This is a genomic window from Amycolatopsis solani (assembly GCF_033441515.1).
GTDB lineage: Bacteria > Actinomycetota > Actinomycetes > Mycobacteriales > Pseudonocardiaceae > Amycolatopsis > Amycolatopsis solani.
Window position 1 is genome coordinate 1,028,623 of sequence record NZ_JAWQJT010000003.1, and the last position, 26,669, is coordinate 1,055,291.

Annotated in this window: 24 protein-coding genes; 9 read left to right on the forward strand and 15 right to left on the reverse strand. The window is 72.6% G+C overall.

All coding sequences use genetic code 11. The features are described 5' to 3' along the window. Nucleotides 1–25: 25 nt before the first annotated feature. The 6 genes from SD460_RS37365 to SD460_RS37390 form a co-directional block, all read right to left on the reverse strand. Entirely contained in the window at nucleotides 26–1,150 is a 1,125-nt protein-coding gene (locus SD460_RS37365) for an alpha/beta fold hydrolase (RefSeq protein WP_290060416.1), read from the reverse strand. Between the two features lie 423 nt (nucleotides 1,151–1,573). Further along, a complete protein-coding gene (hsaB, locus tag SD460_RS37370; protein ID WP_290060417.1) occupies nucleotides 1,574–2,113 on the reverse strand; it encodes a 3-hydroxy-9,10-secoandrosta-1,3,5(10)-triene-9,17-dione monooxygenase reductase subunit in 540 nt (179 codons plus the stop codon). Further along, nucleotides 2,110–3,021, reverse strand: a complete 912-nt coding sequence (hsaC, locus tag SD460_RS37375) for an iron-dependent extradiol dioxygenase HsaC (protein ID WP_290060418.1) — start codon at nucleotides 3,019–3,021, stop codon at nucleotides 2,110–2,112. Before hsaC ends, hsaB begins: the two co-directional genes overlap by 4 nt. Next, nucleotides 3,021–3,866 carry a 4,5:9,10-diseco-3-hydroxy-5,9,17-trioxoandrosta-1(10),2-diene-4-oate hydrolase gene (gene hsaD, locus SD460_RS37380; RefSeq protein ID WP_290060419.1) on the reverse strand — a complete coding sequence of 282 codons (846 nt, stop codon included), beginning with the start codon at nucleotides 3,864–3,866 and terminating at the stop codon, nucleotides 3,021–3,023. Before hsaD ends, hsaC begins: the two co-directional genes overlap by 1 nt. Further along, entirely contained in the window at nucleotides 3,866–5,029 is a 1,164-nt protein-coding gene (gene hsaA / locus SD460_RS37385; protein WP_290060420.1) for a 3-hydroxy-9,10-secoandrosta-1,3,5(10)-triene-9,17-dione monooxygenase oxygenase subunit, read from the reverse strand. Before hsaA ends, hsaD begins: the two co-directional genes overlap by 1 nt. Nucleotides 5,030–5,063: 34 nt before the next feature. Next, nucleotides 5,064–6,662: an FAD-binding protein gene (locus SD460_RS37390; protein ID WP_318307415.1), complete on the reverse strand. Its 1,599-nt coding sequence runs from the start codon at nucleotides 6,660–6,662 to the stop codon at nucleotides 5,064–5,066. Nucleotides 6,663–6,761: 99 nt separating this feature from the next. On the opposite strand from SD460_RS37390, the gene kstD reads away from it, so the two are divergent. The 6 genes from kstD to SD460_RS37420 are packed head-to-tail and all read left to right on the forward strand — an operon-like array spanning nucleotide 6,762 to nucleotide 12,201. Further along, complete coding sequence (gene kstD / locus SD460_RS37395; RefSeq protein WP_318307416.1) at nucleotides 6,762–8,426, forward strand: 3-oxosteroid 1-dehydrogenase; 1,665 nt, start codon at nucleotides 6,762–6,764, stop codon at nucleotides 8,424–8,426. Continuing rightward, nucleotides 8,423–9,559 carry a 3-ketosteroid-9-alpha-monooxygenase, oxygenase component gene (locus SD460_RS37400; protein ID WP_290060423.1) on the forward strand — a complete coding sequence of 379 codons (1,137 nt, stop codon included), beginning with the start codon at nucleotides 8,423–8,425 and terminating at the stop codon, nucleotides 9,557–9,559. The genes kstD and SD460_RS37400 overlap by 4 nt, the downstream gene beginning before the upstream one ends. Beyond that, the gene (locus SD460_RS37405; protein ID WP_290060424.1) at nucleotides 9,556–9,813 is read left to right on the forward strand and encodes a hypothetical protein; all 258 of its coding nucleotides are present in this window, start codon (nucleotides 9,556–9,558) and stop codon (nucleotides 9,811–9,813) included. The genes SD460_RS37400 and SD460_RS37405 overlap by 4 nt, the downstream gene beginning before the upstream one ends. Beyond that, entirely contained in the window at nucleotides 9,806–10,837 is a 1,032-nt protein-coding gene (locus SD460_RS37410) for a ferredoxin--NADP reductase (RefSeq protein ID WP_290060425.1), read from the forward strand. The genes SD460_RS37405 and SD460_RS37410 overlap by 8 nt, the downstream gene beginning before the upstream one ends. An 8-nt stretch (nucleotides 10,838–10,845) precedes the next feature. Further along, nucleotides 10,846–11,691: an enoyl-CoA hydratase ChsH3 gene (chsH3, locus tag SD460_RS37415; protein ID WP_290060426.1), complete on the forward strand. Its 846-nt coding sequence runs from the start codon at nucleotides 10,846–10,848 to the stop codon at nucleotides 11,689–11,691. A 57-nt stretch (nucleotides 11,692–11,748) separates the two neighbouring features. Next, entirely contained in the window at nucleotides 11,749–12,201 is a 453-nt protein-coding gene (locus tag SD460_RS37420; protein ID WP_290060427.1) for a riboflavin kinase, read from the forward strand. A gap of 586 nt (nucleotides 12,202–12,787) precedes the next feature. On the opposite strand, the gene SD460_RS37425 is transcribed toward SD460_RS37420, so the two are convergent. The 6 genes from SD460_RS37425 to SD460_RS37450 all read right to left on the reverse strand — a co-directional run bounded on the left by SD460_RS37425 (nucleotide 12,788) and on the right by SD460_RS37450 (nucleotide 18,081). After that, entirely contained in the window at nucleotides 12,788–13,330 is a 543-nt protein-coding gene (locus SD460_RS37425) for a DUF5134 domain-containing protein (protein ID WP_318307417.1), read from the reverse strand. Between the two features lie 87 nt (nucleotides 13,331–13,417). Then, entirely contained in the window at nucleotides 13,418–14,587 is a 1,170-nt protein-coding gene (locus SD460_RS37430; RefSeq protein ID WP_290062072.1) for a lipid-transfer protein, read from the reverse strand. Next, nucleotides 14,584–14,970 carry a hotdog family protein gene (locus tag SD460_RS37435; RefSeq protein WP_290062071.1) on the reverse strand — a complete coding sequence of 129 codons (387 nt, stop codon included), beginning with the start codon at nucleotides 14,968–14,970 and terminating at the stop codon, nucleotides 14,584–14,586. The genes SD460_RS37430 and SD460_RS37435 overlap by 4 nt, the downstream gene beginning before the upstream one ends. Further along, nucleotides 14,967–15,875: a bifunctional MaoC family dehydratase N-terminal/OB-fold nucleic acid binding domain-containing protein gene (locus SD460_RS37440; protein ID WP_290062070.1), complete on the reverse strand. Its 909-nt coding sequence runs from the start codon at nucleotides 15,873–15,875 to the stop codon at nucleotides 14,967–14,969. The genes SD460_RS37435 and SD460_RS37440 overlap by 4 nt, the downstream gene beginning before the upstream one ends. Next, nucleotides 15,872–17,026, reverse strand: coding sequence for an acyl-CoA dehydrogenase family protein (locus SD460_RS37445; protein ID WP_290062069.1), 1,155 nt, complete (start codon nucleotides 17,024–17,026; stop codon nucleotides 15,872–15,874). The genes SD460_RS37440 and SD460_RS37445 overlap by 4 nt, the downstream gene beginning before the upstream one ends. Nucleotides 17,027–17,031: 5 nt before the next feature. Further along, complete coding sequence (locus SD460_RS37450) at nucleotides 17,032–18,081, reverse strand: acyl-CoA dehydrogenase family protein (protein WP_318307418.1); 1,050 nt, start codon at nucleotides 18,079–18,081, stop codon at nucleotides 17,032–17,034. Between the two features lie 88 nt (nucleotides 18,082–18,169). On the opposite strand from SD460_RS37450, the gene SD460_RS37455 reads away from it, so the two are divergent. Together SD460_RS37455 and SD460_RS37460 are read left to right on the forward strand one after the other, a co-directional pair. Further along, complete coding sequence (locus SD460_RS37455) at nucleotides 18,170–19,003, forward strand: alpha/beta fold hydrolase (RefSeq protein WP_290062067.1); 834 nt, start codon at nucleotides 18,170–18,172, stop codon at nucleotides 19,001–19,003. Between the two features lie 13 nt (nucleotides 19,004–19,016). After that, entirely contained in the window at nucleotides 19,017–19,514 is a 498-nt protein-coding gene (locus SD460_RS37460) for a nitroreductase family deazaflavin-dependent oxidoreductase (protein WP_290062066.1), read from the forward strand. Here the strand turns inward: SD460_RS37460 and SD460_RS37465 are convergent. After that, nucleotides 19,498–20,883 carry a WS/DGAT/MGAT family O-acyltransferase gene (locus tag SD460_RS37465; RefSeq protein WP_290062065.1) on the reverse strand — a complete coding sequence of 462 codons (1,386 nt, stop codon included), beginning with the start codon at nucleotides 20,881–20,883 and terminating at the stop codon, nucleotides 19,498–19,500. The genes SD460_RS37460 and SD460_RS37465 overlap by 17 nt on opposite strands. Before the next feature lie 64 nt (nucleotides 20,884–20,947). On the opposite strand from SD460_RS37465, the gene SD460_RS37470 reads away from it, so the two are divergent. Continuing rightward, on the forward strand, nucleotides 20,948–22,183 hold the full coding sequence (locus tag SD460_RS37470; protein WP_318307419.1) for an alpha/beta hydrolase: 1,236 nt from the start codon (nucleotides 20,948–20,950) through the stop codon (nucleotides 22,181–22,183). Between the two features lie 83 nt (nucleotides 22,184–22,266). Here SD460_RS37470 and SD460_RS37475 read toward each other — a convergent pair whose 3' ends face one another. Together SD460_RS37475 and SD460_RS37480 are read right to left on the reverse strand one after the other, a co-directional pair. Next, complete coding sequence (locus tag SD460_RS37475) at nucleotides 22,267–23,427, reverse strand: SWIM zinc finger family protein (RefSeq protein ID WP_318307420.1); 1,161 nt, start codon at nucleotides 23,425–23,427, stop codon at nucleotides 22,267–22,269. Continuing rightward, nucleotides 23,427–26,606, reverse strand: coding sequence for a DEAD/DEAH box helicase (locus SD460_RS37480; RefSeq protein WP_318307421.1), 3,180 nt, complete (start codon nucleotides 26,604–26,606; stop codon nucleotides 23,427–23,429). The genes SD460_RS37475 and SD460_RS37480 overlap by 1 nt, the downstream gene beginning before the upstream one ends. Between the last annotated feature and the right edge of the window lie 63 nt (nucleotides 26,607–26,669).

Genomic DNA, 26,669 nt, shown 5'->3' on the forward strand with positions numbered 1-26,669 from the left:
ACCGGTGCACAACCACCCGGTCGCGCTAACTCGCCGCGATCGCCGACCACAGCGCGTGAGCGATTTCCGGTCCGGTGACGTCGGTGTGGGCGCGGACGAACCGGTCTGCGCGGAGGTTGTGCGGCACCCCCGGCCGCCAGCGGTAGGTCCCGGTGACCGGCAGCAGCTCCGCGGCGACGGCTTCCGCGGTCCGCTGCGCGCCGTTGCGGCCCATGCCGCCGTACGGGCTCGGCGCGTCCCCGGCGAGGGACGCCGTCTGGCCCGCGATCCGGGAGGCGATGGCGTAGGCGACGCCGACCGCGAGGTCGTTGGCGGTGTGCGTGACGAGGATCGGGCCGGTCACCACCCGCTCGTCCAGGACCCCGCGGAACGCGCCCGGCGCCCCGCCGCCCCAGTCCGCCGCGAAGCCGTGGTGCGAGAACGCCGCCTGCAGCAGGGTCAGCGTCGCCACCGAGCCGGCGGGCCGTGCGGCGGCAGCCGCGGTCACCAGCCGGCCGCCGAAGCTGTGGCCGACGAGGTGGATCTTCGGCCCGGCGAGCGTGGCCAGCAGCGGCGCGAGCCCGTGTTCGCCCACGGTCCCGGCGCGGGCCTTCATCTCGTAGTAGGCGAGGAAGTCGAGCAGGTGCACCGCCGCGTCCGTGCCGAGGCGGTCCATGACCGTGCCGCCGGGGAGGGTGAACAGCTGCGTCGACGCGTCTTCGCGGTCGTCCGCCCCACGGGCGGCCACGGAGAGCAGCGCGGCGGCGAACGCCGTGCGCGCGGTCGCGCGGGACGCCAGCGCGGGCACCAGCCCGGCCGCCGCGTCGATGGTGAGCCGCTGGTCCGGCACGAGATCGCGCAGCAGGTCGAGGCGCTCGTCCAGCCCGGCGCCGACCTCGACCCCGGCGATCTTCCGCGACGGCCACAACACACAGGCGAACGCGATCCGCCGCCCGGGCACGCCGCCGCCCACCGACCGCATCGACCCGGCGAGCGCGGAGTAGAGCAGGCGCGCGACGAGGTGGCCGTTGTTCCAGCCGTGGCAGAGGACGACGAGGTCGGTGACCGCCGGATCGGCCGCGAGCGCCCGCACGGCGCCGTCCCCATCGCCGACGACGGCACCCGCCCGGTCGAACTCGACCTCGGCGGCCGGGAATCCGCACAGCTGCACGGCGTCCTCCTAGGGCGACGACTCCCGGGGAAGTCGCACACACCCGGGCGCCCGTTACTCGCCGCCGCTCGTCCATTCGCGGCCCGGCAGCCCCGCGCGGGGTCTCGCCGAGCTGAAGGGGACGTTGCTGTCATCTGATGCACTGAAGGGGACGTTCCTGTCATCACATGCCAGCAAAGTCCCCGTCAGGCAGCGGGAGAGCAGAGCCAGTCGTCGGGGCGCGGGGAGGCAACCTCGCCCGGCCCGAGCCCGGGATGCCGGCAGCGCCTCCCGGCGCCGCCCCGCCCAGGCCGACGATCCCCCACGGCCGCCCGTCCGTTCGCGCCTCCCACCGCCCTGAAGGGGGCCCTGCTGTCATCACACGCACTGAAGGGGACCTTCCTGTCATCACATGCCAGGAACGTCCCCTTCAGGAAGCCGGGATCAGAGCCAGTCGTCGGGCCGCGGCCACGGCATCAGGGCCGCCAGTGCGTCGCGGGCTGGTTCCGTCACCGCGTAGCGGCCGCGATGGAACAGCAGGGGGCGGGCGTCCGACGGCGTGCCCAGCGCGGTGACCCGGCCGATCACGACGTAGTGGTCGCCTGCCTCGTGCACGGCTTCCAGTGCGCAGTCGATCCACGTCAAAGCGCCGTCGAGCAGGGGCGCGCCCGACGGGGCCGGGGTCCAGGCGACCCGGGCGAACTTGTCCTCGCCTCGGGCGCCGAACACCGCGCTGATCTCCTGCTGGTCCTCGGCCAGCACGTTGACCGCGAAGCGCCCCGCCGCCGCCAGCACCGGCCAGGTCCGGGACGTGCGTGCCGGGCAGAACAGCACCAGTGGCGGGTCCAGCGACAGGGCCGCGAACGACTGGCAGGCGAAGCCGGCGAGGGTGTCGCCGTCGCGGCCGGTGACCACCGTGACGCCGGTGCAGAAGTGCCCGAGGACGCTGCGGAAGCCGGCCTGGTCGACCGCCACCGCGGTCATGCGCCCGGGGGCCGCGCGCCGACCGAGAAGTCGTGGCCCCACAACGAAACCGCGGTGCTCTCGCGGGCGATCCAGTTGTCGTCGTCGACCTGGCGGCCCTCGCAGCCGAACTCGACGTCGAAGCCGCCGGGGGTCTTCATGTAGAACGACAGCATCAGGTCGTTGACGTGCCGGCCGAGCGTGGCCGACAGCGGGACCTTGCGCCGGATCGCGCGGTCGAGGCACAGGCCGACGTCGTCGGTGTTCTCCACCTCCACCATCAGGTGCACGATCCCGCTCGGCGTCGGCATCGGCAGGAACGCCAGGCTGTGGTGGCGCGGGTTGCAGCCGAAGAACCGCAGCCACGCCGGCGGCCCGTCGGCCGGCCGCCCGACCAGTTGCGGCGGCAGGCGCATCGAGTCGCGCAGCCGGAAGCCCAGGACATCGCGGTAGAACCGCAGCGACGCCTCGTCGTCCTTTGTGGACAAAACGACGTGGCCGAGGCCCTGTTCGCCGGTGACGAACTTGTGGCCGTACGGGCTGACCACGCGCCGGTGCTGCAAAGCGACGCCGTGGAACACTTCCTGCGTGTTGCCGGACGGGTCGTCGAAGCTGATCAGCTCGTCGACGCGGCGGTCGGCCAGCTCGTCCGGCGTGCCCTCCTTGTAGGGCACCGACGCACTGTCCAAACGCGACCGCAGCTCGGCCAGTTCCCCCGCGTGCGCGACCTCCCACCCCGTGACCGCGAGCCGGTCCGCGGAGCCGGGTGAGATGACCAGCCGCGCCGGGAAGTCGTCCATGCGCAGGTAAAGCGCGTCCGGGTCGGTGCCGCTGCCTTCGACCATGCCGAGCACCTTGAGCCCGTACTCGCGCCACGCGGCCATGTCGGTGGCTTCGACGCGCAGGTAGCCCAGTGACCGGATACCCATCAGGAACTCCCGAGGAAGTCGAGGGCCAGCCGGTTGAACTCGTCGAACTTCTCCAGCTGAGCCCAGTGCCCGCAGCCGCCGAACACGTGCAGCTGCGCGCGCGGAATCGTCTTCAAGGCCACCAAAGCGCCGTCCAGGGGGTTGACGCGGTCTTCGCGGCCCCAGATCAGGAGCACGCGCTGACGCAGGCGATGGGCTTCGCGCCAGAGCATGCCTTCTTCGTAGGTGTCGGGCTGCGCGAACGACATCCCCATCGCGCGCATGGCGGCGAGCGACTCGGGGGTGTTCGCCGCGGCGAAGCGGTCGTCGATCAGCTCGTCGGTGATCAGCGCCTGGTCGTGGACCATGATGCGCAGGAAGGCTTCCATGCGTTCGCGCGACGGCTTGGCCGCGAACCGCCCGAGGTTCTTGACGCCCTCGGTCGGGTCCGGCGCGAAGAGGTTGACGCTCAGCCCGCCCGGCCCCATCAGCACCAGCCGCCCGGCGCGCTTCCCGTGGTTCAGCGCGAACCGGACCGCCGCGCCGCCGCCGAGGGAGTTGCCGACGAAGTGCGCGCGTTCGATGCCGAGCGCGTCCATCAGCCCGGCGACGGCGTCCGCGCTGTGCCGGAAGTACTGCGGGTGCTCGGTCGGCTTGTCCGACCGCCCGAAGCCGGGCTGGTCGACGGCGATCGTCCGGTAGTGCTTGGCGAACTCCGGCAGGTTGCGCCCGAAGTTGCTCCACGCCGACGCGCCGGGCCCGCCGCCGTGCAGCAGGATGACCGTCTCGGCGTGTTCCGCGCCTGCCTCGTGGTAGTGGAGGCGAAGGCCGCCCGCCTCGGCGTACTTCCCTTCCGGAGCGGCCATCAGTACATCGCGTTCTCGACGGGGAGCCCGAAGGCGCCGGTGCCGAACATGACGTACGCGCGCTCGGCGTCGTTCGCCGCGTGCACCCGGCCGGCGTGCGCGTCGCGCCAGAAGCGCTGGATCGGCGTGCCGCGCTGGATCGCGCGGCCGCCGGAGTTCTCGAAGAGCCGGTCGATCGCGGCGATCGCGCGTTCGGTGCCGCGGACCTGGTCACGCCGGACGCGCAGCCGCAAGTCCGAAGGCAGCCGCTCTTCGCGCTTCGCGAGTTCGTACAGCTCTTCGATGTTTCGGGTCAGCTGCAGCCACGCGGCATCGATTTCGCTGGCGGCTTCGGCGATCCGCACCTTGGCGAACGGGTCCTCTTTGGACTGTTCACCGGCGTACGCGGCCCGCACGCGCTTGCGCTGGTGCTCGACGTGGGCGTCGTAGGCGCCTTGCGCCATACCGATGATCGGCGCGGTGATCGTGGACGGGTGCACCGAACCGTAGGGCAGCCGGTACAGCGGCCCGGGGTTGATCGCCTGGCCGGGCACCTTGCACTTCGACGTCGCGATGAAGCTGAGCGCCCGGTGCCGCGGGACGAAGACGTCCTCGACGACGATGTCGTTCGACCCGGTGCCGCGCAGGCCCACGGTGTCCCAGACGTCCACGATGGTGTAGTCCGCGATGGGCAGCAGGTACGTGCAGAAGTCGACCGGCTTCCCGTCCTTGAACGCGGGCCCGCCGAGCAGCACCCACGTGCAGTGCCCGGAACCGGAGGAAAAGCTCCAGCGGCCGGAGAGCCGGTAGCCGCCGTCGACGACCTCGGCCTTGCCCATCGGCGCGTACGACGACGAGATCCGCACGTCCTCGTCCGCGCCCCAGACCTCTTGCTGGGCCTGCTGGTCGAACAGCGCCACGTGCCACGGGTGGACGCCGAGGATGGAGGCGACCCAGCCGGTGGACCCGCACGCGCTCGCGATCAGCTTGACCGCGGTGTAGAAGCTCACCGGGTCGGTTTCGAGTCCCCCGAAGGACTTCGGCTGCAGCATCTTGAAGAACCCGGTCTCCTGCAGGGCCTTGACGGACTCCTCGGGGACGTTCCGCGCGTCCTCGGTGTCCTGGGCCCGTTCCCGCAGGACCGGCAGGAGGTCCCGGACCCCGGCGATCACCTGCTCGTTCATGCGCAGTCCTCTCTCGCGTTCACTGCGCCCAAGACTAGAACACGTTCTCGTTTTTGTCGAGAACACCCTGGGCCAGTGCGCTGTTGATCCCCGCCCTGCGGCCGGAAAACACGCAGTCGGCCAGGGACAGACCGCTCACGTAGGACCTGGAACAGATTCCCACGGCGGTGCGGCCGGCGGCGTACAGACCCGGGATCGCCGCGCCCGCCGCGCCGCGCACCGCGCCGGTGTCCTCGTCGACGACCAGGCCGCCGAGGGTCAGCATCGGCGTCGGGTAGCCGAGGTTCGGCCGCACCGAGATGTCGATGAGCGAGTACGGCGGGGTGTCCAGGCGCCGCGTGAACTCGGCCGGCTTGCCCATCGGGTCACGGTCGCCGTGGTAGGCCTCGACGCTCGCGCGCAGCCCCTGCGGATCGACGCCGGCCTTGCGCGCCACCTCTTCCACCGTCGCGCCGGTCACGCGGCCACGCCGCAGCAGGTACCGCAGCTGAAGACCCTGGAACCACTGGCTTTGCGCCTTCGTGTCCCGCCGCGCCTCGGCCACGATCGGCGCGTCGACCAGCAGCCAGCCCCGCCCCCCGTGTTCCTCGATGAGCTTCTCGCCGACCGCGGCGCCGTACCGGGACTCGTCGATGACCCGGCCACCCGCGGCGTCGACGACGATCCCGCCGAGGAACGCGCTGGGCGGCGTGATGAACCGCCACGCGGAGATGCGGCCGAGCTCGCCGGTCACGCCCCCGGCCTCGGCGCCGAGGCGGATGCCCGAGCCGTCGTCGGCGGACGTGCCGAGCGGCAGGCCGCCGCGGTAGCGCGGCGCGTGCTCGCGCACCAGCTCGCGGTTCGCGATGAATCCTCCCGCGGCGAGCACGACCCCGCGCCGGGCGGAAATCCGCAGCTCACGGCCGTGCGCGCGTTCGATCTGTTCGACCCGCCGGTGCAGCGACTTGCGCAGAGACGGCATATAGATGCCGGGCTTCGCGGCGTACCGCGCGAGCCGCCGATGCCGCGCCCGGGCGCTGGCGGGCGCGTCGCGCAGGGTCTCGGTGACGAGCCCGGTGACCCGGCCGTCCACGCTGATCAAGCTGCGGGCCCGGGTCTGGGTCAGCACCCGGATCCCCCGCTCGCGCACGGCCTCCCCGAGGCGGGCCATCAGCAGCTTTCCCGAGGTCCCGGGCCCCTTGACGCGGTGCCCGCGCGGGGCCGGTTTCGCCGCGTCGCGGAAGCCGCCGGCGGCTTCGCTGCCGGAGTAGTACAGGTAGTGGGCGTCGCTCGGGTAGGACGTCTTGTACGGGCAGAGGCTGCCTTCGAACGGCACGCCGTTGCCCTCCAGCCAGGTGATCATCTCGCGGCTGCCCGCACAGAACCGCCGCAGCGTCTCCTCGGCGACGACGTCCCCGGTCTCGAGCCGCAGGTAGGCGTACATCGCGTCGACGGAGTCGTCGACACCCGCGTCGAGCTGCTGGGCGGTGCCACCGCCCGCGTAGACCACGCCTCCGCTGACCGCGCTGGCCCCACCGCCGTCGAACCGTTCGACGATGATGACGTCGGCGCCCGCGTCGGCCGCTTCGAGGGCGGCGCAGGCGCCGGCCGCCCCGAACCCCACGATGACCACGTCCGCGACGAGTTCGTCCATGGTCACCACCCTAGAACTGGAACACGTTCTCGTCTATGGTTGCCGAAGCGGCTCCCAACTGGGTAATCATTTCGTGCAACACGTTGCAAGTGAGGTGGCATGACGGAGCAGTTCGACGTTGTCGTGGTCGGCAGTGGCGCCGCCGGGATGACCGCCGCGCTGGCCGCGGCGAAAGCCGGTCTGAGCGTCGTCGTCCTCGAAAAAGCGGCCTGCTTCGGCGGCTCGACCGCCCGTTCCGGCGGCGGGGTCTGGCTGCCGGGCAACCACGCGCTGCGTGCCGCGGGGATCGACGAACCCCCCGAACGGGCGCGCGAGTACCTGGCCTCGATCGTCGGCGACGTCGTCCCGGCCGTCCGGCGCGACACGTTCCTCGACCACGGGCCCGAGGTGCTGAAGTTCGTGTGCGACCACACGCCGCTGAAGTTCCGGTGGGTCCGCGACTACAGCGATTACCACCCCGAAGCCCCCGGCGGGCGGCCCGGCGGGCGCTCGGTCGAGCCGATGGCCTTCGACGGCACCCTGCTCGGCGCCGAGCTGGCCCACCTCGAACCGCCGTACAGCGCTCCTCCGCTCGGCGTGCCGATCACCCAGGCCGATTACCGCTGGCTGAGCCTCCTCGCGCGGCACCCGCGCGGGAGCGTCCGGCTGCTGTCGCTGGGCCGGCAGTGGATCGCCGGGAAGCTCCGCGGGCAACGGCTGCTGAGCATGGGGCAAGCGCTTGCGGCCGGCCTGCGGGTGGGCCTGACCAATGCGGGCGTCGACGTCCGGCTCAACACGCCCTTGGTCGACCTGCGCGTCGAAGACGACCGCGTCACCGGCGTCGTCACCCCGGACGGCGTCGTCGGGGCCCGGCGCGGGGTGATCCTCGCCAGCGGCGGGTTCGAGCAGAACCTCGAAATGCGCGAGAAGTACCAGCGCGCGCCGATCGGCATCGACTGGACCGTCGGCGCGGCCGCCAACACCGGTGACGGCATCACCGCCGGCATCCAGCTCGGCGCCGCGCTCGACCTGATGGACGACGCCTGGTGGGGGCCGACACTACCGCTCACCGGCGGCCCGTGGTTCGCGCTGGCCGAGCGGTCGCGGCCGCGCAGCATCATGGTCGACGCGCGCGGCGAGCGGTTCGTCAACGAGTCGGCGCCCTACGTCGAGGCCGTGCACGCGATGTACGGCGAAGGCGATGGGCCCGGCGAGCACATCCCGACCTGGCTGGTGTTCGACCAGCGCTACAAGGACCGGTACATGTTCACCGGCGTCGGGCCGCGCCAGCCGCTGCCGGGCCGCTGGTTCAAGGCCGGCATCGCGGTCAAGTCCGGCTCCTTGCGGGGCCTGGCCGCGAAGATGGACGTCCCGCCGGACGGCCTCGAAGCCACGGTGACCCGCTTCAACGGCTTCGCCCGCACCGGCGTCGACGAAGACTTCCGGCGCGGGGTCAGCAAGTACGACCACTACTACGGCGATCCGCGCAACAAACCCAACCCCAGCCTCGGCCCGCTCGACAAAGCGCCGTACTACGCGGTCAAGATCGTGCCGGGCGACCTGGGCACCAAGGGCGGGCTGCGCACCGACGAACAGGCACGCGTGCTGCGCGAGGACGGCTCGGTGGTGCCCGGGCTGTCCGCCGCGGGCAACGTCAGCGCGGCCGTGATGGGGCGGACCTACGCCGGGCCGGGCGCGACCATCGGGCCGGCCATGGTGTTCGGCTACCTTGCGGCGACGCGGCTGGCGAACGAAGATCAGGGCACCACGGGAGGCGAGCGATGACGCAGGAGTCCGTACGCACGATCTACGCCGGTGAGCCGCCGACCCGGTTCGCCCGCGGCTGGCACTGCCTCGGCCTGGCCGAGCGGTTCCGCGACGGGAAACCCCACGCGGTCACGGCGTTCGGCACGAAGCTCGTCGTGTTCGCCGACTCCCACGGGGAGCTGAACGTCCTCGACGGCTACTGCCGGCACATGGGCGGCGACCTCACCCAGGGCAGCGTCAAGGGCGACGAGGTCGCGTGCCCGTTCCACGACTGGCGCTGGAACGGCAAGGGCAAGTGCGTCTCGATCCCCTACGCCAAGCGGGTTCCGCTGCGCGCGCGGACGCGGTCGTGGACGGCGTCCGTGCAGAACGGCCAGCTCATGGTGTGGCACGACCCGGAGGGCAACCCGCCGCCGGAAGAGCTGGCCATCCCGGAGATCGAAGCCGCGGACAGTCCCGAGTGGAGCAACTGGACGTGGGACTCGATCTTCATCGACGGCTCCAACTGCCGCGAGATCATCGACAACGTCGTGGACATGGCGCATTTTTTCTATATTCATTATGCCTACCCGACGTACTTCAAGAACGTCTTCGAAGGCCACATCGCCACGCAGTACCTCAACACCAAGGGCCGCCCGGACATGGGCATGGCTTCGAACTACGGCGGCGAGGACAACCTGCTGCGCTCGGAGGCGTCGTACTTCGGGCCGTCCTACATGATCAACAAGCTGGTGAACTCGTTCCAGGGCTACGAAATCGAGAGCGTGCTCATCAACTGCCACTACCCCGTCACGCCGACGTCGTTCGTGCTGCAGTACGGCATGAAGGTCAAGAAGCAGCACGGGCTCACCGACGAGCACGCGGACAAGATCGCGGCGAAGCTGGCCAAGGGCATCGGCGCCGGATTCCTGCAGGACGTCGAGATCTGGAAGCACAAGACGCAGATCGACAACCCGCTGCTGTGCGAAGAGGACGGTCCGGTCTACCAGCTTCGCCGCTGGTACCAGCAGTTCTACGTCGACGCGGCCGACGTCACCGAAGACATGACCCGGCGCTTCGAGTTCGAAGTGGACACTTCGAAGGCGAACGAGGCGTGGGCGGCCGAGGTGGCGGAGAACCTGGCGCGCCAGAGGACCGAGGCGGAAGTGTGACGACCGCCGAGCAGACCGAGTTCCTCTCGGGCGGGCTGCGGCCCCACGAATGCCGCAGCTGCGGGACGTGCGTGCTGGTGAAGAAGAACAGCATCCAGCACACGAGCATCCAGTGGACGTCCCGGCCCGCCGAGACGTGCCCGGTGTTTGCCGACGCGGACGGCCCGTCGGCGTTGCTCGACACCTGCCCGAAACTGGCCGACAGCATCGGCGACGCCGTGCGCGACGGCACGCTGGCGGTGGCCGATGGCTGAGCGGGTCTACACGCTGACCGTCGCCGACGTCGTCGTGGAGACGCCGGACGCGCGGTCGGTGGTCTTCGAGATCCCGCCCGAGCACGCCGCGGCGTTTTCCTACACGGCCGGGCAGTTCCTGACGCTGAAGATCCCCAGCGACCGGACCGGTTCGGTGGCGCGGTGCTACTCGCTGTCGAGCGCGCCGCACGAGAACCGCGTGCAGGTGACGGTCAAGCGCACCGACGGCGGGTACGGGTCGGGCTGGGTCTGTTCCGCGCTGGAACCCGGGATGCGGGTCGACGTACTGGCGCCGGCCGGCGTGTTCTGCCCGGCGTCGGTCGACGAGGACTTCCTGCTTTTCGCCGGCGGGAGCGGGATCACGCCGGTGATGGCGATCCTGAAAACGGCGCTGGAGACCGGGTCCGGGCGGGTCGTGCTGGTCTACGCGAACCGGGACGAGCATTCGGTGATCTTCGCGGGCGAACTGGCGTCGCTGGCGAAGCGCCACGGCGACCGGCTGGTCGTCGTGCACTGGCTGGAGAGCGTCCAGGGCCTGCCGGACGTCTCGCAGCTGCGCGGGCTGGCGTCGGCGTACACGTCCCACGAGGCTTTCGTGTGCGGGCCGGCGCCGTTCATGGCGGCCGTGCGCGAGGCGCTCGGGCAGCTCGGGGTGCCCCGGGACCGGGTGCACGTAGAGAAGTTCACGTCGCTGACGGGGAACCCGTTCGAAGACGTCGTCGTGGAGGAGGCCCCGGAGTCGGACGCGGCACCGGCGTCGCTGACGGTTTCGCTGGACGGTTCGACGCGGACGATGTCCTGGCCGCGGCAGCGCAAGCTCCTCGATCGGCTGCTGGACGAAGGCATGGACGCGCCCTACTCGTGCCGCGAGGGACAATGCAGTGCGTGCGCGTGCCGGGTCGTCTCGGGCGAGGTGAAGATGCTGCACAACGAGGTCCTCGACGCCGAGGACATGGCGGACGGCATCGTGCTGGCCTGCCAGTCGCTCCCGGTCACCGACGACGTCTCGATCAGCTACGAATAGGAGCCCGCGTGCCCATCAACCCCGACGTCGCGATCGGCGCCGAGATCGGCGAGGTGAGCTTCGCCTGGACGTCGTCGGACGTGCTGCTGTACCACCTGGCGCTGGGCGCGGGACCGGACGAACTGCGCTACACCTACGAGCGGGACCTGGTCGTGCTGCCGACGTTCGCGACGGTCGCGGCCAACCTGCGCGTGTTCGACCCGCCGGCGGTGTCGTTCCCCGGCGTGGAGATCGATCTGGCGAAGGTGCTGCACGGCAAGCAGGAGATCACCCTGCACGGGCCGATCCCGGCGTCCGGGAAAGCCGTGGCCCGCTCGCGGGTCGCGGACGTCTACGACAAGGGCAAGGCGGCGGTGGTCGTCCAGGAGGTCGCGGTGACCTCGTCCGACGGGAATCCGTTGTGGACGGCCCGGTCGAGCATCTTCGCCCGCGGTGAGGGCGGGTTCGGCGGCTCGCGGGGCCCGTCGGACCGCGTCGAATGGCCTACGCGTTCACCCGATGTCGTGCTGGAGACGCCGACGCTGCCGCAGCAGGCGCTGCTGTACCGGCTGTGCGGCGACCGCAACCCGCTGCACGCGGACCCCGAGTTCGCCCGGGCGGCGGGCTTCGACCGGCCGATCCTGCACGGGCTGTGCACGTACGGGATCGTCGCGCGGGTGCTGGTCGACGAGTTCCTGGACGGCGACCCGGCCCGCGTGGCGTCGTTCGCGGCGAAGTTCGCCGGGGTGGTCTTCCCCGGCGAGACGCTGCGGATCCGGGTCTGGCGCGAGGACGGCCGCCTGCTGGTGACGACGTCGGCGGCCGACCGCGACGACGCCCCGGTGCTGGCGGACACGGTGCTGTCCACGCTCTGAACCCCCGCCCGCGCGCCCGCTACCGTGGAGGGGAGCGACTCGGGAGGACGGAACGCGATGCCGGAATACTTCGTGGTGCGGGGAACGGTCGAATCGGGCGACAAGCGCGGCCGTGAGCTGGGCTTTCCCACGGCCAACATCGCCCTGCGCGACCAGGACGGCTCCCTCGGCGACGGCGTCTGGGCAGGCTGGGCCGGCCGCGCCGACGGCACCCGCATCCCAGCCGCGATCTCGGTCGGCCGCCGCCCGACGTACTACGGCGCGGACGGCTACCGCCTGCTGGAGGCCCACCTGCTGGACTTCACCGGCGACCTCTACGACGAGACGCTGGTCGTCTGGCTCGGCTCGCACCTGCGCGACCAGGAGAAGTACTCCTCCGCGGAGGACCTGATCACGGCGTTGAAGAACGACATCGCGACGGCGACCCAGTGGACCCTGGAGCACCCGGCCGCGGGGCTGCCCGAACCGGGCGAAAGCCCCCTCGGTGAGGTCCGCCGCCTCACGACCTGAGCGGGCCGGCCTGGTGACGTGAATGACTCATTCCTGTCGTCTGACGACAGGAATGAGTCATTCACTACGTTCGGGCGGGGCACGGGCGGCGCGGGGCGCGGGCGGCGCAAGGCGAGCGGGCAGCGCAAGACGCGGGCCGCGGGCCGCGGGCCGCGGGTAGTGCAAGGCGCGGGCCGCGGGCAGCGCGGGGCCCGAGGGCACGGGGCACGGGCAGCGCGGGGGCCCGGGGCCCCGGGACGCGAGCGGCGCAAGGCGAGCGGGCAGCGCAAGACGCGGGCCGCGGGCAGCGCGAGGCCCGGGGCGCGGGCAGCGCGGGGCGCAGGCAGCGCAAGGCGAGCGGGCAGCTGCAAGAGGCGGGCCGCGGGCAGCGCGAGGAGCGGGGCCCGGGCAGCGGGGCGCAGGCAGCGCGAGGCGCGGGCGACGCCAGGCGCAGGGCGCGAGGCGCAGGGCGCGAGGCGCAGGCAGCGCAAGGCGAGCGGGCAGCTGCAAGAGGCGGGCCGGGGGGCAGCGCGAGGAGCGGGGCCCAGGCAGCGCGGGGCGCAGGCAGCGCGAGGTGCGGGCGACGCCAGGCGCAGGGCGCGAGGCGTCAGAGAGCCGCGGCGAGGAGCAGGTAGCCCATGCCGGCGCCCATCGCCGCTCGGCAAAGCGCACGGGAGGCCTGGCCCGCGCCGGCCGTCAGTGCCGTGCCGCGGAGCACGATGACCCCCGTGCGGGTCGCGTCGGCCACGAAGTAGGCCGCCGCCGCCACCGCCAGCAGCGGCAGGGCCAGCCGGGCGTCCATTGTGGACATCGTCAGCCACGGGCCGTGCGTGCCCGTGTGGGGCATCGCCGTGACCATGTAGAACATCGCCGCCGCCGACAACGCGTGGTGCGCGCCCGAGCGGCCGCGCCACCAGGCGACCGTGAACCAGCCCGCGGTCAGCACCAGCACCGCCTGCCAGCCCGCCGCCGGGATGGGGCCGCCGACCGGGGAGACCATCGCCACCATCGCGACCACCAGCAGCAGCTCCGCCAGGTCGCCGTGGCGGACGCCGTGGCCCAGCCGTGCGTAGTCGAGGCGGACCAGCCGCAGCACGCACGGCAGAGCCAGCGCCGCGAACACCGCCGTGAGCGCCCAGTCGACCACCATCGCAGCCGGCCTCACTCTCCGTCGTGGGTGGTGCTTCCACCGTGACACCCACGACGGCCGCGCACCAGCCGTCAATGAGGTGACGCCTCAGTCACCCGTCAGGATGAGTCCGCTGGTCGGCACGCCCGTCCCCGCCGTGACCAGCACGCGGGAAACGTCCGCGACCTGGTTGGCCGCCGTGCCGCGCAGCTGCCGGACGCCTTCCGCGATGCCGTTCATGCCGTGGATGTAGGCCTCGCCGAGCTGGCCGCCGTGCGGGTTGAGCGGCAGCGAGCCGTCGAGTTCCAGTGCGCCGCCGGCGATGAAGTCCTTCGCTTCGCCGCGCCCGCAGAAGCCCAGCTCCTCCAGTTGCATCAGGACGTACGGCGTGAAGTGGTCGTACAGCACCGCGACGTCCACATCGGACGGTCCGAGCCCGGACTGGCCCCACAGCTGCCGCCCGACGACACCCATCTCGGGCAGCGCGGCCAGGTCGTCGCGGTAGTAGCTGGTCATCACGTACTGGTCCGGCCCGCTCCCCTGGGCCGCCGCGGCGATCACCGCCGGCACCTGAGCGAGATCCCGCGCCCGTTCGACGCTGGTCACGACCAGGGCGACCCCGCCGTCGCTCTCCTGGCAGCAGTCGAGCAGGTGCAGCGGCTCGGCCACCCAGCGCGACGCCTGGTGCTGCTCGAGCGTGATCGGCCGTTCGTGGAACCACGCGTTCGGGTTGGTCGCCGCGTGCTTGCGGTCGAGCACCGCGACCCGGCCGAAGTCTTCGCTGGTCGCGCCGTAGTCGTGCAGGTAGCGCCGGGCGACCATGGCCACCGTCGCGGCCGGGGTCGCGATGCCCATCGGGTAGTGGAACGCGTTGTCCACGCCGGACGAGTTGACCTGCCCGGCCGCGGCCGAGGAGACCTGGCCGAACCGCATCCCCGAGCGCTCGTTGAACGCCCGGTACGCGACGACGACGTCCGCGACCCCGGTCGCCACCGCCATCGCGGCCTGCTGGACGGTCGCCGCCGCGGCGCCACCGCCGTAGTGGATGCGGCTGAAGAACTTCAGCTCGGGGATCCCGAGTTCGCGGGCGACCGCGATTTCCGCGTTGCCGTCCATGGTGAACGACACCAGCCCGTCCACATCGGACGGTGACAGCCCGGCGTCGGCGAGCGCGTGGGAGATGCATTCGGCCGCCAGCCGCAGTTCGCTGCGCCCGGAGTCCTTCGAGAACTCCGTCGCGCCGATCCCGGCGATGGCCGCCTTGCCCGAGAGCGTCACGGCAGGGTCACCTCCACGGTGCCGGCGACGTGCTCGCCGAGTGAGTCCACTCCGGACACCGAGACGACGACGTCGTGGCCGTCGGCGGACACCACCCGGCCGGTGAACGTCAAGGTGTCGTAGGCGTAGCACGGCACGCCGAGCCGGATCTTGACCGACCGGATGAGGGCTTCCGGCCCGGCCCAGTCCGAGACGAACCGCTGCACCAGGCCGGTGTCGGTGAGGATGTTGAGGAAGATGTCCTTCGAGCCGCGCGCCACCGCCGAATCCCGGTCGTGGTGCACGTCCTGGAAGTCGCGGGTGGCCAGCGCGGTGCTGACGACGAACGTCGGTGTCGCCTCGATCGTCAGCGGCGGCAGCTCCGTTCCTTCGGCGACGGTCATCGGGCCACCTTCCACGCGGGCAGGGTCAGGTCTTCGTCGACCCGGACGAACGCCGCCACCACCGGCAGTCCGATGTGGACTTCGTCCGGCGCGGCGTCGAGCAGCTCCGCCATCACCCGGACCCCTTCTTCCAGTTCGACCAGCGCCACGACGAACGGGAGGTCCTTGCCCGGCACCGGCGGGTGGTGGTGCACGACGTAGGAGAACACCGTCCCGCGGCCGCTCGCGACGACGTAGTCCGGCTTGGCGTCCAGCGAACCGTCCGGCGGCATCGGGCCGGGCGGGTGCCGCAGGGTCTCGCCCCAGCGCTGGATGCGCAGCTCGCCTTCGCGAAGGCCGTCCCAGAAGAACTCCGTGTCTTTGCTGATCACCGGCCGCAGCACCGGCGCCGCGGGCGGCTTCGGCGCGGGCGGCCGGAACTTGAGCACGCGGAACATCATTTCCGCGACGGCTTCGCCTTCGACGTACCACCGCACGCGCGTGGTGACGAACCAGCCCTCCCCCAGCGCGGTCCTCTTGGGGCCCACGACGCTCTCGAGCGCCGTCCGCGCCTCGACCTGTTCGCCGGGTCGCAGGTAGCGGTGGTAGGTCTGCTCCGAGTTCGTCGCCACGACGGAGGTGAACCCGGCTTCGTCCAGGAGTTCCATCATCAGGCCGAGCGGGTCATCACTCCCCCGCGGGACGTTCAGGCCGCCCATCGTCCACACCTGCGCCATCGCCGGCGGCGCGACCAGTCCCTTGTGGACGCTCGCGGCGGCGAACTCCGGATCGGTGTAGACGGGGTTGGTGTCCCCGATCGCCTCGACCCAGTTGTTGACCATGGCCTGGTTGACGGGATCGCGAGCCAGGCGCGGCGCGCACTCCCCGCGCGCGGCGATCTCCCTGGCCGTCTCTTCGATGGTCATCGCGGCACCCTCGGCAGGCCCAGGCCGATCGACGCGATCAGCTCCCGTTGGATTTCGCTGACGCCGCCGCCGAACGTCAGCACGATGTTGCGCTTCGCCGAGACGTCCAGCCACTCCGCCAGCTCGGCGGTGTCCGGGTCGGCCGGATCGCCGTGGCGGGCGACGAGTTCTTCGAGGTTCCGGCCGATCCGCTGGATCACCTCGGAGCTGAACACCTTGGTCGCCGACGCGTCCCCGACGCCGACCGGCGCGCTCGCCGAGGACACCGCGACCTGCCAGTTCAGCAGCTCGTTCACCCGCGTCACGGCCATCGCCTCGGCCAGCACGGCCCGCACGTCGGCGAGGTCGAGCAGGCCGTGGGCGGCGGCCCAGACGCGCACGCGGTCGTACATCCCGCCGATCCGCCCGGCCGGGCCGAGCATCACGCGCTCGTGGTTCAGCTGCGTGGTGATCAGCCGCCAGCCCTCGTTCTCCTTGCCCACCAAACGGTTCACCGGCACGCGAACGTCCGAATAGTACGTCGCGTTGACGTGGTGGGCGCCGTCGCAGGTGATGATGGGCGTCCACGAATAGCCGGGGTCACTGGTGTCCATGATCAGGATCGAGATGCCCTTGTGCCGCGGCGCGTCCGGCGCGGTCCGCACGGCGAGCCAGATGTAGTCCGCGTCGTGCCCGCCGGTGGTGAAGATCTTCTGGCCGTTGACGACGTACTCGTCGCCGTCCCGCACCGCCGTCGTCCGCAGCGCCGCGAGGTCGGTGCCCGCCTCCGGCTCGGTGTAGCCGATCGCGAAGTGGATCTCGCCGGCCAGGATCTTCGGCAGGAAGAAGGACTTCTGCTCGTCGGTGCCGAACTGCTGCAGCGTCGGCCCGACGGTCTGCAGCGTCACCGACGGCAGCTGGACGTCGGCGCGCGCGGCCTCGTCGACGAACAGGTGCTGCTCGATCTCGCCGAAGCCCTGCCCGCCGAATTCCGCCGGCCAGCCGACGCCGAGCCGCCCGTCGCGGCCCATCCGGCGGACGATCTCGCGGAACACCGGGCCGTGCCGCTCCCGCCGCATTTCCCGGCGTTCTTCGGGGCTGATCAGCCCGGCGAAGTACGCCCGGAGCTCCGCGCGCAGGTCCTTCTGCGCCGCGGTCAGTTCGACGTGCATCCGCTTCACCCCGCCACTCGTTCGCCCAGCCTGCCGAGCCGGTGCGCGGCGCCGCCGAGCGCCCGGCCGAGATCCTTGACCGCCGACGAATACCGGTGCAGCGGGTACGTTTCGTCGACGCCGACGCCGCCGTGCAGGTGGTGGCAGGTCGCGAGCGCCTTCGGGGCTTCCACGGCGAGCCAGTAGGCGGCGACGTCCAGTTCGGCGTCCGCGTCGAGGCCGGCCGCCAGCCGCCACACCGCGGACGTCACGGCCAGGTGCACGGTCCGCGCGGCGACGTAGACGTCGGCGATCTGGCCGGCGACCGCCTGGAACGTCGCGAGGGGACGGCCGAACTGGGTGCGTTCGCCGACGTGCTTCACGGTGAGCGCGAGGGCCCCGGCCAGCAGGCCGTCGCCGAGCGCGAGCGCGCCGGCCAGCGCGAACCGGTGCAGCGCCGCGACCGCGCCCCGGTCGAAGAGGAGGTCGGTCTCTTCGACGGCGACGTCGTCGAGCCGCACGGTGCACTCCGGCGTCCCGGCCGAGTTCCGCGCCGGGACGAGCGTGACGCCGTCGGCGCGGGGGTCGACCAGGTAGACGGCGGTGCCGTGCGCGGTGGTCACCGGCGTGAGGATCCGGGTGGCTTCGGCGGCGTACGGGACCGCGGTCTTCACGCCGCTGAGCAGCCACTTCCCGTTCGACGCGCGCGCGGCCGCGGCGGGCTCGGCGGTCAGCGGCGCGGACGGCTCGTGCAGCGCCGCGGTGAGCAGCGCTTCCCCGGCCGCGACCGGCGGCAGGAACTCCGCGCGCTGGGCGGGCGTGCCGAGCGTCTCGACCGGCAGGACGCCCAGTGCCAGCGCGGCGTAGGCGGGCACCGGCGCGGCGGCCCGGCCGACCTCGGTCAGGACCTGCGCGACCTCGGTGACGCCCAGGCCGTCGCCCTCGAGGTCCGGGGGCAGCGCGAGCGCCAGCAGGCCCGCGTCGGCGAGAGCGCGCCACGGATCATCTCCCGCGCCCAGCACTTTCGCGGCGAGCGCGGCGATCTCGCTCTGCGTGTCGTCAAGGGTGAAGTCCACGCCCGACCTCCGGCTCGGCGCAATACTGGAACATGTTCTAGTCTTAACCGGAAAGGACCGGCGCGGCAACCCCTGGAGGTGCGGTGGCATGGCGGCGACGCGGCGGCTGCTCACCGTGCCACCGACGGCCGGCGTCCCCGACCCGGTTCCCCTCGACCTGCCCGGCCGCGGGCGGACGGTGGTCACCGACGTCGGCCCGCGCGACGCGCCCGCACTCCTCCTGCTGCATTCCGTGGCCTGCACCGGCTTGCTGACCTGGTACCCGGCCTTGGCCGGGCTGGCGCGGGACCACCGCGTCGTCGTGTTCGACCAGCGGTGGCACGGCCGCGGCATCCGCTCACCGGAGTTCCGGCTCGCCGACTGCGCCGGGGACGTGCCCGCGGTCGCGGACGCCTTGGGCATCGACAGATTCGCGCTCGCGGGGTACTCGATGGGCGGGATGGTCGCGCAGCTGACCGCCCGCGCCGAGCCAGAACGTGTTACCGGTTTGGTGCTGTGTTCGACCGCGAGCACCTTCCGGCGCGGGCTGCGACAGCGCGTGGCGCTCGACGTCTTCGGCCGGACGCTGCGGCAGCTGCGCGAGCGCGTGAAGCTGACGCCCGCGCCCGCGGCCCCGCCGCGGCGCGTCGAGGACCACCGGTGGGGGCTGCGGGAGTTCCGGTCGACGCGGCCGTGGGAGATCGCGGTCGCCGTCGACGAGATCGGCCGGTTCGACGCGACGCCGTGGCTCCACACGTTGCGGCTGCCGGCGGCGGTCATCGTGACCTCGCGCGACCGCTTCATCGCCCCCGACCACCAGCGCTCCCTGGCCCGCCGCATCCCGGGCGCGGCGACCTACGAGGTCGACGCCGGGCACGCGACCTGCGTCCTGGCCGCCGGCCGGTGGGTGCCCGCCCTGCTCGCCGCCGTCCACTCCCTTTAGGAAGGAACCCACGATGGGACGCTTCAGCCTGCCGGAGCAGAAACCCGACGGCCTGGACTCGCCGGTGACCGCGAAGGTCATGAAGTACGGCGCGAAGGCGCAGGTCGCGGTCTTCCGGCTGACCGGCGGCCGGATCGGCAGCACCTGGCGGGTCGGGGCCGGGTTCCGCAAGCCGGTGCCGACGCTGCTGCTGGAGCACCGCGGGCGCAAGTCCGGGCGCCGGTTCACCACGCCGCTGCTCTACCTGCGCTCCGGCGAGGACGTCGTCATCGTCGCGTCCCAGGGCGGGCTGCCGCGCCACCCGCAGTGGTACTTCAACCTGGTGGCGGACCCCGAGACCCGCATCCACCTGAAGGGCCGCCGGGACGTCCCGGTGACCGCTCGCGTCGCGGACGGGGCGGAGCGCGCCGCGCTGTGGCCGCGGCTGGTCGAGCTGTACGCGGACTTCGCGAAGTACCAGGCGTGGACCGACCGGGAGATCCCGGTCGTGGTGCTCAGCCCGCGGCCTTGAGCAGCTGGCCGAGGGCTTCCGGGAGCGCGTCGGCCAGCGGCCAGAGATCCTTGACCAGCTCGCGCGCGCCCAGCAGGCCGACGTGCACCTTGCCGGCGTTGGACAGCACGGTGACGTTCAGTCCCGCGCCGTGGAAGACCGGGCCGAGCGGGTAGAGGCCGGTGATGCGCGCGCCGAGGAAGTACAGCGGCATCGGCGGGCCGGGCACGTTGGAGACGACCAGGTTGTGCACCACCGGGTGCTTCTCCGCCAGGCGCAGCGCCGAATACGCGCGCACGGCGAGGCCGAACGCCGTCGCGGCCGAGAACTGCGCCCAGTCCTGCAGCATGTCGGCGTCGATGTCGTGGTGGTGGTCCTTCGAGAGCCGGTTGGCCTCGGCGAGGAAGAACACCCGCGCGGCCGGGTCGGGCAGGTGCGTCGGGAGCGAGGCGAAGAACGCCGACACCTTGTTGCTGCCGTGCTCGCGCTCGGTCCGGTCGTGCACCGAGACCGGGACGGTCGCCACCAGCGGGTCGGCCGGCAGTTCGCCGCGTGCTTCGAGGAACTCCCGCAGCGCCCCGGCGACGAGCGCGAGCACGACGTCGTTCACCGTGACCCCGAAGGCGTTCTTGACGTCCTTGACCGCGTCGAGGTCCAGCTGGGCGAACGCGACGCTGCGGTGCCCGGTGATCGTGCCGTTCAGCGACGTCCGCGGCGCGGTGAACGGGATCGGCATCCCCTTGCCCTGCAACGCTTTCCCGAGCCACCGCGGCACGAGTTCCAGCAGGTCGGGCAGCAGGCGGACGACTTCGGCCGGCCGTCGCACGACGTTCCCGACGCCTTCGCGCAGCAGGTCCAGCGGCGAGGGCGCGGCCGGGTTGGCGGGCTGCTCGACCACCGGCGCCGGCGCGTCGGGCTCCAGCCCGGCGAGGTGGGTGATCAGGCTGGCGCCGCTCACCCCGTCGACGCTCGCGTGGTGCATCTTCAGCAGCACGGCGATCTGGCCGTCGGCCAGGCCTTCGATGACGTAGAGCTGCCACAGCGGCTGCGCGCGGTCGAGCTGCTGGCCGGCGATGTGCGCGCACAGCTCGGCCAGCTCGCCGCGGTCGCCGGGGGCAGGCACGCCGATGCGGTGCACGTGGTGGTCGAGGTCGAAGTCGTCGTCCTCGATCCAGACGGGGTGACTCAGGTTCCAGAGTGGATTGTGCAGTTTGCGGCGGAACGCCGGGATCAGCGCGACGCGTTCTTCGAGCTTTTCCTTGAGCTTGGCGAAGGTGTAGCCACCGGGGACGGTCGAGCCGTCGAGGGTCAGCAGCCCGCAGACGTGCAGGACCTGGGACGGCGTCTCGAGGTACAGGAAGCTCGCGTCGAGGCCGCTCAGTCTCTGCATGGCGCCAGGGTAAGCCACTTCCGGTGAGCGGCGCGTCACCCTACTCACCGGTATCATCGCGCTGGTGCAGCCGAACTTCCTGATCCGCCGCGCGATCCAGCTCGGTCTCACGGCGAACGCGCTCCGCCCGCTGCGGGCCCGGTCGACGACGATCCCGGTGTTCTTCGCCGGCTGGCTGACCGGTGAGCTGGCGCCCCAGCTCCTGGCGCTGACCGCGGCCGACACCGCGGTCCACCTGGCCCGCCACGGCGTCCGCGACCGCTCGACGCAGGCCGGCCTGGCGCTGGCCGCGGCGTCGGCCGCCGGCCTGGGCGCGCTGATCCGCACCGGCCACGGCGCCCGCGAGGAGATCGAGCAGGCGCTGACGTCGGCGCTGGGCGAGGACTACGCGTCCGAGCTGGGCCGCTCCGACCTCGGCCTGCCGTGGAGCGAGCTGGCGCTGCCGTTCCGGATGGGCGCCCCGGACGTCCGGGTGGACCGCGACATCGCCTACGCCCCGGGCGGCAAGCGGTTCCTGCTCGACGTGTACCGGCCGGCTACCCCGGTGTCCGGCGCACCCGTGCTGCTGCAGGTCCACGGCGGCGCGTGGGTGATCGGCAACAAGGAGGAGCAGGGCCGCCCGCTGATGCGCTACCTGGCGCGCCGCGGCTGGGTGTGCGTGGCGATCAACTACCCGCTGTCCCCCACCCACCGCTGGCCGGCGCACATCGTGGCGGCGAAGCAGTCGCTGGCGTGGATCCGTTCTTCGATCGCGGAGTATGGCGGCGACCCCGGCTTCGTCGCGGTGACCGGCGGCTCGGCGGGCGGGCACCTGGCGGCGCTGCTGGCGCTGTCGCAGAACGACCCGGCGCTGCAGCCGGAGTTCGAGGACGTGGACACGAGCGTCCAGGCCTGCGTCCCGCACTACGGCGTGTACGACATCGCGGCGACCACCGGCTCCCGGGCGAGCCAGTACCGCCTGGAGAGCCTGCTCGCGCGGCGGGTGTTCGCGGCCGACCGCGACCCGGTCGGCCACCTGGACGACTACATCGCGGCCTCCCCGATGGACCGCGTGAGTTCGGACGCCCCGCCGTTCTTCGTGATCCACGGCCGCGACGACTCCCTGGTCCCGGTGCACGAGGCTCGCGAATTCGTCCGGCGGCTGCGGGAGAAGTCCCGGCAGCCGGTGGCTTACGCGGAACTGGCGGGGGCGCAGCACGCGTTCGACGTGTTCACGTCGGTGCGGAGCGCGCACGTGGTCCGTGGGGTCGGGCGGTTCCTGGACCACACTTACCAGGCGTGGAAGGCGGCGAACCGGTAGCCGAAACGACGTGAATGACTCATTCCTGTCGTCTGACGACAGGAATGAGTCATTCACGTCATCCGAGCCGGGCCGGCTGCCGGTCAGTAGGCCAGGTCCACGGGGCTGGCCGAGGGCGGGCCGTCGAGGCGCCAGTCCGTTCCGGTGCGGGTGAAGCGGTACCAGCGGGCGTCACGGCCGTAGCGCAGCTGCAAGCCGCCTTGGGTGAGGCGGTTGCGCCAGATCTTCGGCGTGCCCGGGAGGCCCGCTTCGGCGAGGATCGCCTGGGCCTCGGCGAGGAGACCGGGGCCGGGCTGCCAGGTGTCGCGCAGGGCCGCCAGGCCGCCGCGGCCGGCTTCGCGCCACGCTTCCGCCCAGCGGGTCAGGTCCCGGGGTGGCACGCCGGCCGCTGTCGCGAGGGTCATGATCTCCGGCGTGGTGCGGGTGGCCGCTCGGCGGGCCAGGTCCTCCTCGAACGTCAGCTCGGCCGCCGTCACGCCGCCGGCCAGGAGGTCGCGGGCCAAGGCGGCCGCGTCCGCCGCGAGGGTCGACAGCGCGGCCGCCGTCCAGCCCGTGGCCGGTGGCGGGTCGAGGTCCAGGACCGCTGGGGATCCCGCCGTGCGCGGGGGCGGGGGCAAGGCCGGGATCGGGCCCGGACGCCGGGCGTAGGCGGCTCGCGGGGTCAAGCCCTCGTCCACCGCTTTCGGCAGCTTCGGTTCGTCCATGCGGGCCGGCGACCGGCGGGCGCGCAGCTCGGACAGGACGTCGGCCCGCGGGCGGCCGCGCAGCAGGAACAGCGTGAACGGGTCGCGGTCCACTTCGTCGGCGACCAGGTAGTACACGGCGGCGACGTGCTTGCACGGGTTCGCCGAGTCCGGGCACGAGCACCGCGGCCGCAGGTCGCCCGGGCCCGGCAGGAGGTCGGCGCCCGCCTCGCGGGCCTGCTCGGCGAGCGCGCCCGGCAGTTCGCCGTCGAGCAGCGCCGCGGCGTGCCCGAGCTGCGTGCCGACGACGCCGAGCAGGGTGTCCCACTCGCCGTCGGTGAAGGTCCGCATGGTGATCGTCACCTTGTACGGCTCGGGCCGGCTGCCGCGCACCCGAGCCGTCATCGCACCGGCCCCGAAGTGCAGCTCGCTGACCGTGCCCTTGCGCGCGTACGTGCGGCCGCGGGGCAGCCGGTTCGGGTCGAGTTTCGCGCGCTGCTCCAGCGCGTCGACCCAGGCGCGGCCCCACCAGGTGGTGCCGAAGTTCCGCCGCGGTGGCATCACCCGCTCCCGAGCCGGACCAGGTCGGCGAGGGCGTCGTCGGACAGTTCGGTGATCCAGTCCTCCCCCGCGCCGACGATCGACTCGGCCAGCCCGCGCTTCTTTTCGAGCACCTCGGCGATCCGCTCTTCGAGGGTGCCTTCGGCGATCAGCCGGTGCACCTGGACGGGCCGGTCCTGCCCGATCCGGTAGGCGCGGTCGGTGGCCTGGTCTTCGACCGCGGGGTTCCACCAGCGGTCGTAGTGGATGACGTGGGTGGCGCGGGTGAGGTTGAGCCCGACGCCGCCGGCCTTCAGCGAGAGCAGGAACACCGGGATCTCGCCGGCCTGGAACCGGTCGACCATGTCCTGCCGCTTCGACGGCGAGCTGTCCCCCGAGAGGACTTCGGTGGGCAGGCCGCGTTCCTTGAGGCGCCGTTCGAGCAGCCGGCAGAGCTGGACGTACTGGCTGAAGACGAGGACGCTCTCGCCTTCGTCGAGGATGACGTCCAGGAGTTCTTCGAAGGCCCCGAGCTTCCCGGACCGGCCGGCGAGCGCGCCGTGCGGTTCTTTGAGGAACTGCGCCGGGTGGTTGCAGATCTGCTTGAGCTCGGTCAGCAGCTGCAGCACCTGCCCCCGCCGCTTGATGCCCTGCGACTCCCGGATTTCGGCGAGGTTCTCCCGCACGACGGCCTCGTACAGGGTGGTCTGCTCGGCGGTGAGCGGGACGAACCGATCGGTCTCGGTCTTGGGCGGCAGCTCCGGCGCGATGTCCGGATCGGACTTGCGCCGCCGGAGCAGGAACGGCCGCACGGTGGCGGCGAGCCGCTCGGTGACTTCCTTGTCCCGGTCGCGTTCGATCGGCCTCGCGACGGTGCGGCGGAACCGGTCGAGCGGGCCGAGCAGGCCGGGCGTGGTCCAATCCACAATGGACCACAGCTCGGTGAGCCGGTTTTCGACCGGGGTGCCGGTGAGGGCGACCTTGGCTCGGGCGGGGACCTTGCGGAGTTCCTTGGCCGTGGCGGAGAGCGGGTTCTTGACGTGCTGGGCCTCGTCGGCGGCGACCAGGCCCCAGTCCACTTCGGACAGGGTTTCGCGGTCGCGGCGGAGGACACCGTAGGTGGCGAGGACGACTTCGTCGGGGGCGAGGTCGTCGAGGTGGCGGCTGCCGCCGTGGAACCGGCGGACGGGGATTTCAGGGGCGAAGCGGGCGAACTCGCGCTCCCAGTTGCCGAGGAGGGAGGTGGGGCAGAGGACGAGGGTGGGACCACCGGTGGATTCGGCGGCCGGCGACTCGGCAGGGGTCGGCGAGGAATCGGCGGCGACGGGCGGGGCCTCGACGCCGGCGGGCCGGGACGCCGGGCCGGCGGGCGCGGGCTCTGAACCGGCGCGCGTGGGTCCGGCACCAGCGGGCGCGGGCCCTGCGCCGACGGGCGCTGGCCCGCTGCCCGTCGGCTGGGCGCCGCCTGCGGCGGGCGCCGGTCCGCTGCCGGGGGCGGCGAGCGCGGGCTCGGCAGCGGGCCGGGCCTGCGCGACCGTGGGCCGGGGCTCGGCGACAGGGCCGGCGTCCGCGCCACTGGATACGAGCGCGGTCGCCGTGGGCCGGGGCTCAGCCGCGAGCGGGGCGACGGGCGACGTGAGCTGGGCGCCGGGTGGCGTGAGCCGGGTACCGAGTTCCGGGGCAACTTCGCCGCCGGAAGCGGCAGGCCGGCGGGCGAGGGCGCGCCGGTGCAAGTGGAGGGCGATCAGCTGGATCGTCTTGCCCAGGCCCATGTCGTCCGCCAAACACGCGCCCAGCCCCAGGCCGGTCATCGTGGCCAGCCAGGACAAGCCTGCCTGCTGGTACGGCCGGAGCGTGGCCTGCAAGCCCGGTGGCGACGCCACCTCGGACCCCGCTCGCTCGCGGATGCGGGAAGCCAGGCCGCCCAGGACCGGTGGGGCTGCGAACTCCACTCGCTCGCCGTCCAGTTCCAGCTCGCCCGTCAGGGCCGCCGCCAGGGCTTCGCCTGCCTCCAGTTTGCGGGTGCGCCCGCGGACACGGGCCAGCAGTTGCGGGTCCACCCGCACCCACTGGCCGCGCAGGCGGACCAGGGGGCGCTTCGCCTCGGCCAGTGCCGCGACCTCCGCCTCCGTCAGCTGCTCGCCGCCCAGGCTGAGCTGCCAGCGGAACTCCAGGAGGCTGCGCAGCGCGAACTCCGGTCCCGCCACGCTCGCGGGTGCCTGGGTCGCGCTCGCCTTCGCCTTCACCTCGCCCGCGAACAGGCCCTTCGACCAGAGCACCTCGATGCCCGCTCCGCCCAGCTCGCGGGAGCCGTCGGCGAGCAGGTCGACGACCTCGTCATCCGACAGGACCAGCGACGCCGGGGCGGCCTCGGTCAGCACGCGGCCCAGGGGCGCCCAGGCTCGGGCTCCCCGCCGCAGGCCGAGCAGGAGCTGGGTCTCCACCTGGTCGCCGAGGCGGTTCAGGACCGCGTCCGGGGCGTCCCAGAGCGTCGCCGCCTCCACCACCAGGCTGGGCTCCGCCATGCTGCGGACCGCCAGCACCCCCGCGAACGTGTCGTCGTCCAGTCCTTCGACGCGCAGCAGCACCTGCACGCCCCGCGGCTCGCGGGCCTCCAGCTCGGCCAGCCAGGCGGCGCCGTCCGGGCCGAGCAGGGCCGGTTCGCGGGACGCGAACGCCGGGTCGCCGGCGCCGACCGGGGCGGCCGGGCTGCGGACCAGCAGGTCGGCCGTCGCGTCCCAGAGTGCGCGGACCAGGGAGTCCGGCGAGTGCAGCCGGATGCGTTTCAGCCCGGTCAGCGGCAGCGCGTACGCCTCCGGTGGCAGGGCGCCGGCGAGCCCGCGCAGCAGCTCCTCGTCCGCCGCGTCGAGCGGGCCGATCCGCCACGCCGCCGCGCCGGCCGGGGACACCGCCGGCCGCAGCCGCCCCCGCGCCACCAGGTTCACCCCCGCGTTGACCGCGGCCGACCACGCCGCGAGGGCCGGGCTGGCCTCCTCCCCCACCGACAGCAGCCGGGGCAGCGCGCGTTCGAGGGGCACCAGCTCCGCGTCGACCTTCGTCCGCGCGAACTTGGCGCCCCGGGGCAGGACGAGCTCGATCGTGGTCCCGCCGGCCACGTCGTCGCCCCACAAGGCCAGCACGCCTTCCCGCGGGGGATCCGCGGGGAGGTAGGTGGCCTGGGTGTCTGCGCTGAACTCCACGACCGCAACGCTAGAACACGCCACCGACAGTTTCGGCCCGGGCGGCACGAACGGTCCTTTCGC

Coding starts and splice junctions, on each gene's coding strand:
- hsaB (WP_290060417.1), bottom strand. CDS start 2,113: ATGACCGCGGTGGCGGTCGACCAGGCCGGCTTCCGCAGCGTCCTCGGG.
- hsaC (WP_290060418.1), bottom strand. CDS start 3,021: ATGGGTATCCGGTCACTGGGCTACCTGCGCGTCGAAGCCACCGACATG.
- hsaD (WP_290060419.1), bottom strand. CDS start 3,866: ATGGCCGCTCCGGAAGGGAAGTACGCCGAGGCGGGCGGCCTTCGCCTC.
- hsaA (WP_290060420.1), bottom strand. CDS start 5,029: ATGAACGAGCAGGTGATCGCCGGGGTCCGGGACCTCCTGCCGGTCCTG.
- SD460_RS37390 (WP_318307415.1), bottom strand. CDS start 6,662: ATGGACGAACTCGTCGCGGACGTGGTCATCGTGGGGTTCGGGGCGGCC.
- kstD (WP_318307416.1), top strand. CDS start 6,762: ATGACGGAGCAGTTCGACGTTGTCGTGGTCGGCAGTGGCGCCGCCGGG.
- SD460_RS37400 (WP_290060423.1), top strand. CDS start 8,423: ATGACGCAGGAGTCCGTACGCACGATCTACGCCGGTGAGCCGCCGACC.
- SD460_RS37410 (WP_290060425.1), top strand. CDS start 9,806: ATGGCTGAGCGGGTCTACACGCTGACCGTCGCCGACGTCGTCGTGGAG.
- SD460_RS37420 (WP_290060427.1), top strand. CDS start 11,749: ATGCCGGAATACTTCGTGGTGCGGGGAACGGTCGAATCGGGCGACAAG.
- SD460_RS37425 (WP_318307417.1), bottom strand. CDS start 13,330: ATGGTGGTCGACTGGGCGCTCACGGCGGTGTTCGCGGCGCTGGCTCTG.
- SD460_RS37435 (WP_290062071.1), bottom strand. CDS start 14,970: ATGACCGTCGCCGAAGGAACGGAGCTGCCGCCGCTGACGATCGAGGCG.
- SD460_RS37440 (WP_290062070.1), bottom strand. CDS start 15,875: ATGACCATCGAAGAGACGGCCAGGGAGATCGCCGCGCGCGGGGAGTGC.
- SD460_RS37445 (WP_290062069.1), bottom strand. CDS start 17,026: ATGCACGTCGAACTGACCGCGGCGCAGAAGGACCTGCGCGCGGAGCTC.
- SD460_RS37455 (WP_290062067.1), top strand. CDS start 18,170: ATGGCGGCGACGCGGCGGCTGCTCACCGTGCCACCGACGGCCGGCGTC.
- SD460_RS37460 (WP_290062066.1), top strand. CDS start 19,017: ATGGGACGCTTCAGCCTGCCGGAGCAGAAACCCGACGGCCTGGACTCG.
- SD460_RS37465 (WP_290062065.1), bottom strand. CDS start 20,883: ATGCAGAGACTGAGCGGCCTCGACGCGAGCTTCCTGTACCTCGAGACG.
- SD460_RS37475 (WP_318307420.1), bottom strand. CDS start 23,427: ATGCCACCGCGGCGGAACTTCGGCACCACCTGGTGGGGCCGCGCCTGG.